Annotated in this window: 9 protein-coding genes; 7 read left to right on the forward strand and 2 right to left on the reverse strand. The window is 65.3% G+C overall.

The features are described 5' to 3' along the window. Positions 1-921: amidase family protein (locus WBB14_RS10395; RefSeq protein ID WP_424239758.1), on the forward strand; the 921-nt coding region annotated here is incomplete at its 5' end. Between the two features lie 134 nt (positions 922-1,055). On the opposite strand, the gene WBB14_RS10400 is transcribed toward WBB14_RS10395, so the two are convergent. Beyond that, positions 1,056-1,391 (reverse strand): PsiF family protein, encoded by a 336-nt coding sequence (locus tag WBB14_RS10400; protein WP_424239759.1) that lies wholly within the window; start codon positions 1,389-1,391, stop codon positions 1,056-1,058. 361 nt (positions 1,392-1,752) lie between these two features. On the opposite strand from WBB14_RS10400, the gene WBB14_RS10405 reads away from it, so the two are divergent. Beyond that, complete coding sequence (locus tag WBB14_RS10405; RefSeq protein ID WP_424239760.1) at positions 1,753-2,094, forward strand: FxLYD domain-containing protein; 342 nt, start codon at positions 1,753-1,755, stop codon at positions 2,092-2,094. A 212-nt stretch (positions 2,095-2,306) separates the two neighbouring features. Beyond that, positions 2,307-2,957, forward strand: a complete 651-nt coding sequence (locus WBB14_RS10410) for a carbonic anhydrase (RefSeq protein WP_332013296.1) — start codon at positions 2,307-2,309, stop codon at positions 2,955-2,957. Positions 2,958-2,993: 36 nt separating this feature from the next. On the opposite strand, the gene WBB14_RS10415 is transcribed toward WBB14_RS10410, so the two are convergent. Next, positions 2,994-3,671 (reverse strand): GntR family transcriptional regulator, encoded by a 678-nt coding sequence (locus WBB14_RS10415; RefSeq protein ID WP_013391284.1) that lies wholly within the window; start codon positions 3,669-3,671, stop codon positions 2,994-2,996. Positions 3,672-3,876: 205 nt separating this feature from the next. Between WBB14_RS10415 and WBB14_RS10420 the strand changes: the two genes are divergently transcribed. The 4 genes from WBB14_RS10420 to WBB14_RS10435 form a co-directional block, all read left to right on the forward strand. Continuing rightward, positions 3,877-4,671, forward strand: coding sequence for an SDR family NAD(P)-dependent oxidoreductase (locus WBB14_RS10420; RefSeq protein ID WP_424239761.1), 795 nt, complete (start codon positions 3,877-3,879; stop codon positions 4,669-4,671). A gap of 82 nt (positions 4,672-4,753) precedes the next feature. Further along, entirely contained in the window at positions 4,754-5,968 is a 1,215-nt protein-coding gene (locus WBB14_RS10425) for an ABC transporter substrate-binding protein (RefSeq protein WP_332013298.1), read from the forward strand. 68 nt (positions 5,969-6,036) lie between these two features. Next, on the forward strand, positions 6,037-6,939 hold the full coding sequence (locus WBB14_RS10430) for a branched-chain amino acid ABC transporter permease (protein WP_424239762.1): 903 nt from the start codon (positions 6,037-6,039) through the stop codon (positions 6,937-6,939). After that, positions 6,936-7,845 (forward strand): branched-chain amino acid ABC transporter permease (locus WBB14_RS10435; protein ID WP_424239763.1); only part of this gene is annotated, 910 nt, incomplete at its 3' end. The genes WBB14_RS10430 and WBB14_RS10435, both read left to right, overlap by 4 nt.

Here is a 7,845-nt window from a genome sequence, read left to right on the forward strand (position 1 = left end):
GCGCTGGGCACGGACACGGGCGCATCGGTACGCCTGCCCGCGGCGGTGAACGGCGCGGTCGGTTTCCGCCCGTCAGTGGGCCGCTACGACGGCGCCGGCATCACGCCCATCTCGCATACCCGCGACACGCCCGGACCGATAGCCAACAGCATGGACGACATCGTGCTGCTGGATGCTGTGCTGTCCGGTGATCCGCAGCCGCTGTCCGCGCTGCCGCCGGCTGCCATGCGCCTGGGCCTGTGCGGCTATTTCTGGAAAGACCTGGACCCACAGGTGCAAGCCGTGATGGATGCCGCGCTCGCCAAGCTGCGCGCGGCCGGCGTGCAGCTGGTGGAACTGGACATGCCGGGCCTGGAGGCGAGCAACGCCGCGGTAGGCATGCCGGTCTGCCTATATGAACAGAAGGCAGACCTGACGGACTATCTCAGCCGCTACGCGACCGGCGTCACCTTCGAACAGGTGGTGGCGCAGATATCCAGTCCGGACGTCAAAGGAATCTTCGACGGCCTGATCGTGCCGGGCGTGCTGCCCCTGCCCTCGGGCGAAGTGCTGCAGCTGCAACCCCTCTATGAACGCGCCGTGGCGACGCATCGCGGCGAACTCATCAACGTGTACCGCCGCGCGTTCCAGGAGCATGCGCTGGACGGCCTGCTGTTTCCCACCGTGCCCATCATGCCGATGGCCGCGACGCCGGACGCCAGCAGCTTCGAGAGCTTCAGCCGCCTGGCGCGCAATGTCGATCCCGGCAGCAATGCCGGCCTGCCCGGGCTGAGCGTGCCCGCGGGCTTGTCGGCGGACGGACTGCCGGTGGGATTGGAGATCGACGGACTGCCGGGCGAGGACCGCAAGGTGCTGGCGGTCGGACTGGCGCTGGAGAGTGCGCTGGGGCGGTTGCAGGGGCCGGGACGCTCTGGCGGATGAGTCGTGTTTCACGCAAAAAAGAACGCCAGCCGGTTCATCGGCTGGCGTTTTCTTTCTGGCGGGAATGACGGGTCAAGCGCGTTGGGAAGCCGGGCTCCGGTCCTGGGAATCTCCCCTGCCCCGCCCCCTAAGGCTTAGCCCTTCAGGCAGGTGCTCATGAAGGTCTTGCGCTTGTCGCCGGTCAATTGCTGGGTAGTCGCCTTGGCGTTGCAGTCCTTCATTTTCTGCTGCTGCGGCGTCAATTGCTTGGCGGGCGCGGCAGCCTCGCCCTTCAGGCAGCTGCTCATGTAGGTCTTGCGGTCGTCGCCCTTCTTGCCTTCCGCGGACTTGTTGCAGTCGGCCATGCGCTGCTGCTGCGGCGTGGGCGTCTTGGCGGGAGCGGGGGCCGCAGGGGTCTGGGCAAACGCCGCGCCGGCGAAACAAGCGGTCAACAGAAAGGCCGAGGCCAATTGGCTGGTACGGGAAAGCATGGGTTCCTCCCTTGGCGCCCGCGCGCCTGGATTCAGTCGCAAAGGCGGGCCGCACGATCCGCCGGCCCAATCGCCGGCCCGGTCATGATCGAACAAACCCGAACCCTGCGCAAGAGTGCGGAAAGTCAAGAATCGCCAAGGCCTTACGCGGCCCTGAAACGGCCTGCCACTTCCCTCTTGCGCAGGCCGGGCTCGCCGGCGAATTTGCGACCAATCCAAGCAACCTGTTACCCATTCATCCCTTTGCCCCGTTGTGTACAGGACGGGAAAGGTGTGAGATAAGCATGCCCCCAGTCCAGAGGCGGCGACGACCGCCCTGCGGGTGTACATAGCGCCCGACACCGCGGCTGCACAGGAGACCATGATGAAACTTGCCCTCGCTTCGTTCGCGCTGCTTGCCGGCCTGTCTGGCGCCGCCAGCGCACAGGGCATGGTCTATGGCGTCACGCTGGGCAACGTCCAGGCCGTGCGCGACGTCAACCAGAACGTGTCGGCCATCACGGGCCTGCTGTCCAACCAATCCGCGCGGCACGTCAACAGCGCCATGCTCACCTTCGTGCTGTACGACGCGCAGGACCGCGAGATCGGCCGAGTGCGCGACGATGTCGTCGGCCCGCTGGCGCCCGGCCAGATCAAGCAGATCCGGGCCGTCACGCCGCTGCAGTTCACCCGCGTCACCGCGCTGGGCGTCGACGCCCGCTAGTCTCCCCGTGCCGTCCGCGCCGCGAGCGCGGCATGTTGTAGCCCGGCGGCAAAAAAACCCTGATTCCCGCAGGGTTTAGACAGCATGGCGCAAGGTCAAATATGGGAAAATTCCGTTTGTCGACTCAATAAAAGGGGCTTCCACACGAAGCCCCTTGTTGCGTGCGCCGACACGCCAGCACGCCTGGCTCCAGCTACGAGGAAGAAAAGATCATGTTTCCAAAAAGACTCACCGAAGGCTATCAATCTTTCCTGGGGGGCCGTTTCCCTTCAGAAAGCAGCCGATATCAAAAGCTGGCCGAATCGGGACAAAACCCGGAAATCCTGATCATCGGATGCTGCGACTCGCGCGTATCGCCCGAAGTCATCTTCGACGCCGGCCCCGGCGAGATGTTCGTCGTGCGCAACGTCGCGAACCTGGTCCCGCCCTGTGACCCTGACTCGGAATCCTCGTACCACGGCACCAGCGCCGCGATCGAATTCGCGGTCAACGGCCTGAACGTCAAGCACATCGTCGTGCTGGGCCACGCCTCCTGCGGCGGCATCCGCTCCTTCTTCGACGATGCCAAGCCGCTGACCAAAGGCGATTTCATCGGCAAGTGGATGTCGCAGATCGAACCCGTGGCCCAACGCCTAGGCCCCGGCACCGGCGACCGCCAGGCCAACCTGAAGCGCCTGGAACTGGCCACGGTCGAACACAGCCTGAACAACCTGATGACCTTCCCGTCCATCCGCCGCCGCGTTGAAAAGGGCGACCTGGAACTGCACGGCACCTACTTCGGCGTGGCCACCGGCCTGCTGTACCTGCGCGATCCCGCCACCGGCGAATTCAAGCCCTGCCTGGAAACGGGCGCGGCCGGCTAAGGCGCGGCCGGCTAAGGCGCGGCCCGCAGGCGCGCCTCACACCCGGTACGCCTGCGCCAGCCTTTCGTAGTTGTTCTTCAGGATGATGCCCGCGTAATACACGTGTTCGCGCATCAGATCCTCGGCCCGCGCGCCGTCGCGGGCGATGATCGCATTGACGATGCGGTGATGGTCGTCGTGCGATCGCAGGATGATGCCGTGGTCTTCCCACAGGATGATGCGGTCCGAGGCGTAGGGGATGGCCTGCGCCTGCGTCGCGAAGCGCCGCACCCAGGGGTTGCCAGCGGCTTCCAGGATGCCGTTGTGCAAGGTGATGTTCACCTGCTGGTAGGGCAAATGGTCCTCGGCCAGCAAGACCCCCTTGCCCAGGATCCGGTCCCCTTCGTCCAGGCAATTCTTCAACACCGCCACGGCATCGTTAGATAGCCCGCGCAAGGCCGCCTGGCGACAGGCCAGTCCTTCCAGCGCCGCCCGCACCTCGTAGGCCGCCACGATTTCGCCAATGTCATAGGCGCGCACCGTATAGCCACGCTTGGGCAGATGCTCCAGCAAGCCCTCATTGCCGAGCGTCGCCAACGCCGCGCGCACCGGCGTGCGCGACACCCCCAGTTTTTCCGCCAGCGGGATTTCTTCCAGACGGGCGCCGGGGCTGAACTTGCCGTGCAGCACCCAGTCCCGCAGCGTGTCGGTAACGTGTTGAGATAGCGTGTCCATAGCGTCATTGTATACATGAAGAATACATAAGCCACCATGCGCATTTCCAAATTCCGGAACACCTCTATAAAACACGATATAAATCAAACATAACTCAGGGTAAGCCCCTATACCTGCTGACACTCCATGTATACATAATCGCAAAAAATTCAAACCAGCGGCCATGTCCCACCTCAGGCGGGGCAGCACGCTACCAGGAGACAGCATGTCCAATGTATCCAAGCCGGCCGGCACGGCTCCGGCTCCCCGTCTTGCGCTCGTCACGGGCGGCGGCGGCGGGATAGGCGCCCGCATCTGCCAGGAACTGGCCAGCGCCGGCTTGCGCGTCGTGGTCTCGGACGTGGATGCCGGACGCGCCCGCCGCGTGGCCGACGAACTGGGCGCGCCGCACGCCTCCCATGCCTTCGACGTCAGCGACGAACACTCGGTTGAGACCGCCTTCGAGCAGATCGAAGCGCAGCATGGCCCCATCGCCGTGCTCGTCAGCGCCGCCGGCCTGCTGCTGTTCCAGGACAACGGCGAGCGCCCGCTCATCAAGGACACCACGCTGGACATTTGGGAGCGCAGCTTCGCGGTCAATGCGCGCGGCGTGTTCCTTTGCGGCCGCGCCTATCTGCGCCGGCGCGAGGCCGCGCCCCTGGCGCACGGCCGCATCGTCACGTTCACCTCGGTGGCGGCGCAGCTGGGCGGCTACCGCTCCAGCGCCTCGTACATCGCGGCCAAGTCCGCGGTGCTGGGCCTGACCAAGGCCATGGCGCGCGAATCCGCGCACCTGGGCGTCACGGTCAACGGCATCGCGCCGGGCCTCATCGACACCGACATGCTGCGCAGCACCGTCACCAGCAGCGGCGCGCTGGCCGCCGCAGCGCAAGCCATTCCGCTGGGCCGCATCGGCACGGTGGACGACGTGGCAGCAGCCGTGCGCTTCCTGGCGTCCGAGGAAGCCGGCTACATCACCGGCAGCGTCATCGACGTCAACGGTGGCTACCGCATGCAGTAAGGCATTCCGGCGGCCAGGCCGGCAACGCAGCAAAGCGCCATCCACCAACAAAGGCGCGCACCAAAAGAAACGGGAGACAAAGATGAAGAAAAGCAGTCGCTACGCAGCCGCCGCCGCGCTATGCGCATGGGCGCTGAGTTCGGGCGCGCAAGCGCAGCAGGAGCCGGGCATCACCGACAAGACCATCAAGATCGGCCTGTTCGCGCCCTTGTCGGGCAGCGGCATGGCCTACGGCTTTGACGTGCTGAACGCCGCCAAGATGTGGTACGCCAAGGTCAACAAGGAAGGCGGTGTGCATGGCCGCCAGATCGAGCTGGTGATCGAGGACGACCGCTGCAACGCCAACGACCTGGTCGCCGCGGTGAAGAAGCTGAACGAGCAGGACAAGGTGTTCCTGCTCAACGGCGGCTCCTGCTCGGCCGCGGTGGTGGCCTCGCGCGAATACGTGGAACGCGAGAAGGTCCCGCTCGTCATGCTCAACGCCTCGGGCGACGGCGCGCTGTATCCCCCATCCAAGTACATCTACGGCGCCTTCTCCATCTCCCAGCACGCCGTGGGCGGCTCGATGGTGCAGTTCGCCGCCGAACAGCTCAAGGCCAAGAAGATCGGCTACATCAACCATGACGACGCCTACGGCGGCTGGAACCTGGAGGCCGCGCAGGCCCAGGTCAAGCAGTTGGGCGAAGCGACACTGCAAGTGCAGTCGGTGAATCCGAACATCACCGATGTGACCGCGCCCATGCTGAAGATCCGCGCCGCCAACGCCGACGTGCTGCTGCTGACCACCTATGCCCGGCCCGCCGCGCTCATCATCAAGAAGGCGCAGGAACTGGGCTGGAACAAGCCCATCGTGCTGGCGGTGAACGGCACCGCCGACCTGAAGCAGCTGGTAGAGAACGTGGGCAACAAGGACGCCTTCAAGAACGTCTACATCCAGGAAGTGCTGTCCGACGTGCCGGGCGGCGCCAAGCTGACCTGGGTGTACGACATGTACAAGCAGGCCTATCCCGACCTGGCCTCCAAGCCGGGCCATCCGCAGACCTATATGCCCTACGGCCTGCCGCCCGCGATGGCGGTGGTCAATGCGCTGAAGGCCGCCGGCCCCCAGCCCACCCGCGAGAAGGTGTTGCAGGCGCTGGAAACCATGAAGTTCGACTCCGGCGTCATGGCCGGTCCGATCGAGTTCGGCCCCAACGACCGCGCCGCCCAGGAATCCGCCATCTACATCAAGTTCGACGGCACCAACATGTCGCTCGTGCCAGGCGCCTTCAAGAGCGTCTGGCAGTACCAGAAGTAAACCAGCGGCCCGCCACGGGCCAGGCCCGCGCGCTGGCGCAGCAGCGCGCGGGCTGCCGGAGAAACATCATGAGCTTTGCCGATATCTGGCTGTTCCTGCAGCAAGGGGTGCTGTCGGGACTGGTGACGGGCAGCGTGTACGCGCTGCTGGCGGTCGCCGTTGTGATCATTTTCAAGACCACCGACGTGCCCAATTTCGCCCAGGGCGAGATTTTCATGGTCGGCGGCTACATCGCCTTGTTCCTCACCCTGGTGATGGGCTGGCCCTATCTCGTCGTCATTCCCACCACGCTCGCCGCCGTGGCTCTCCTGTCGGGCCTGTTCCAGCGCGTCGTCATGGAACGCGTCATCGCCTCCAAGGGCGTGGGCGTGCAAATGGTGATCGCCACCCTGGGCCTGGCCTATGCGCTGAAGGGCCTGGTGCGGCAGACCGGCCTGGGCGACACGCCGCGCTCGCTGCCGCCGCTGGCCTCGACCGACGCCATCATCATCGGCGACGCGGTGCTGACCCAGCTGGACCTGGTGATCTTCGCCGTCGCGGTGGGGGTGATGCTGCTGCTCTTCGGCATGTTCACCTACACCCGGGTTGGCCGCGCGATGCGCGCCGTGGGCATGAATCCCAAGGCTGCCCGCCTGGTGGGCGTGAACCTGACCCGCATCCGCATGCTGGTGTGGGCGCTGGCCGGACTGATCTCGGCGGTCGCGGCGCTGCTCATCACGCCCAAGATCCTGATCACCCCAGACATCGGCCACATCGCCATCCTGGCCTATGCCGCGGCCATCGTCGGCGGCATCACCAGCCTGCCCGGCGCGGTGGTGGGCGGCTTCGTGATCGGGGTGGCGGAAAACCTTGTGGGACTGTTCATTTCGACCAATGCCATCGTGGTTGCGCCCTTCGTGGCGATCATGGTGGTGCTGCTGCTGCGTCCGCAAGGGCTCTTGGGCGGCAAACTGCAGGTGAAGAAAGTATGAGCAAGAAAATCGACCATGCGCTGCTGGCGCTGATGGCCGTCGTGCTGGCGATCCTGCCCTTCGCGGCCAGCGGTTATGTCATCTACGTGGTGAACCTGCTGATGGTGTTCGTGGTGCTGGCCCTGGGCCTGCACCTGGTCATCGGCGAAACCGGGCAATTCGCGCTGTCGCATGCCGCCTTCTACGGTGTGGGCATCTATACCGCCGGCCTCATCAACAATCTGTGGCATCCGCCCTTCTTCATTTCCATCATCGCGGGCGGGCTGCTGGCAGCCGCGCTGGGCTATGTCATCGGTGCGCTGGCGCTGCGCATGCGCGACATCTACCTGGCGCTGTCCACCTTCGCCTTCGGCGAAGCGATGCAGTGGGTGTTCCTGAACTGGCAATCGGTCACCAATGGCTCGAACGGCTTCCGGATCTCGCCGGCCACGCTGTTCGGCTATGAACTGGTGTCGGACGCCAAGGCGTACCCCTTCGTGGTGCTGATCGCCGCGCTGCTGCTCTGGGCCACGGTCGCCCTGTCCCGCTCCCAGCTCGGTTCGGCCTTCCGCGCAGTGCGCGAAAGCGATGTGGCGGCGCAGGCCATGGGCGTGAACGTCAACGCCATCAAGCGCACCGCCTTCACGCTTTCCGCCGCCTATGCCGGCATCGCGGGCGGCATGTACACGACCTTCGCTTCCTTCATCCACCCGGAAAGCCTGGGCTTCCAGACCACCATCCTGATCCTGACGATGGTGGTGGTGGGCGGCATCGGCTCGGTGCGCGGCGCCATCGCCGGTGCCCTGGCCTTTGGCCTGATTTCCGAGCTGCTGCGCCAGGCGCTGTCGTTCCAGGAAATCATCTACGGCGTCATATTGATGGGTTTCATGATGTTCGCGCCCAAGGGACTGTTCGCCGGCCGCGGCG

The sequence above is a fragment of the Achromobacter sp. genome, from assembly GCF_049647645.1.
Taxonomy (GTDB): domain Bacteria; phylum Pseudomonadota; class Gammaproteobacteria; order Burkholderiales; family Burkholderiaceae_B; genus Achromobacter.

Excerpts from the sequence above, each read along its gene's own strand:
- WBB14_RS10400 (WP_424239759.1), bottom strand. The coding sequence starts at position 1,391 with ATGCTTTCCCGTACCAGCCAATTGGCCTCGGCCTTTCTGTTGACCGCT.
- WBB14_RS10405 (WP_424239760.1), top strand. The coding sequence starts at position 1,753 with ATGATGAAACTTGCCCTCGCTTCGTTCGCGCTGCTTGCCGGCCTGTCT.
- WBB14_RS10410 (WP_332013296.1), top strand. The coding sequence starts at position 2,307 with ATGTTTCCAAAAAGACTCACCGAAGGCTATCAATCTTTCCTGGGGGGC.
- WBB14_RS10415 (WP_013391284.1), bottom strand. The coding sequence starts at position 3,671 with ATGGACACGCTATCTCAACACGTTACCGACACGCTGCGGGACTGGGTG.
- WBB14_RS10420 (WP_424239761.1), top strand. The coding sequence starts at position 3,877 with ATGTCCAATGTATCCAAGCCGGCCGGCACGGCTCCGGCTCCCCGTCTT.
- WBB14_RS10425 (WP_332013298.1), top strand. The coding sequence starts at position 4,754 with ATGAAGAAAAGCAGTCGCTACGCAGCCGCCGCCGCGCTATGCGCATGG.
- WBB14_RS10430 (WP_424239762.1), top strand. The coding sequence starts at position 6,037 with ATGAGCTTTGCCGATATCTGGCTGTTCCTGCAGCAAGGGGTGCTGTCG.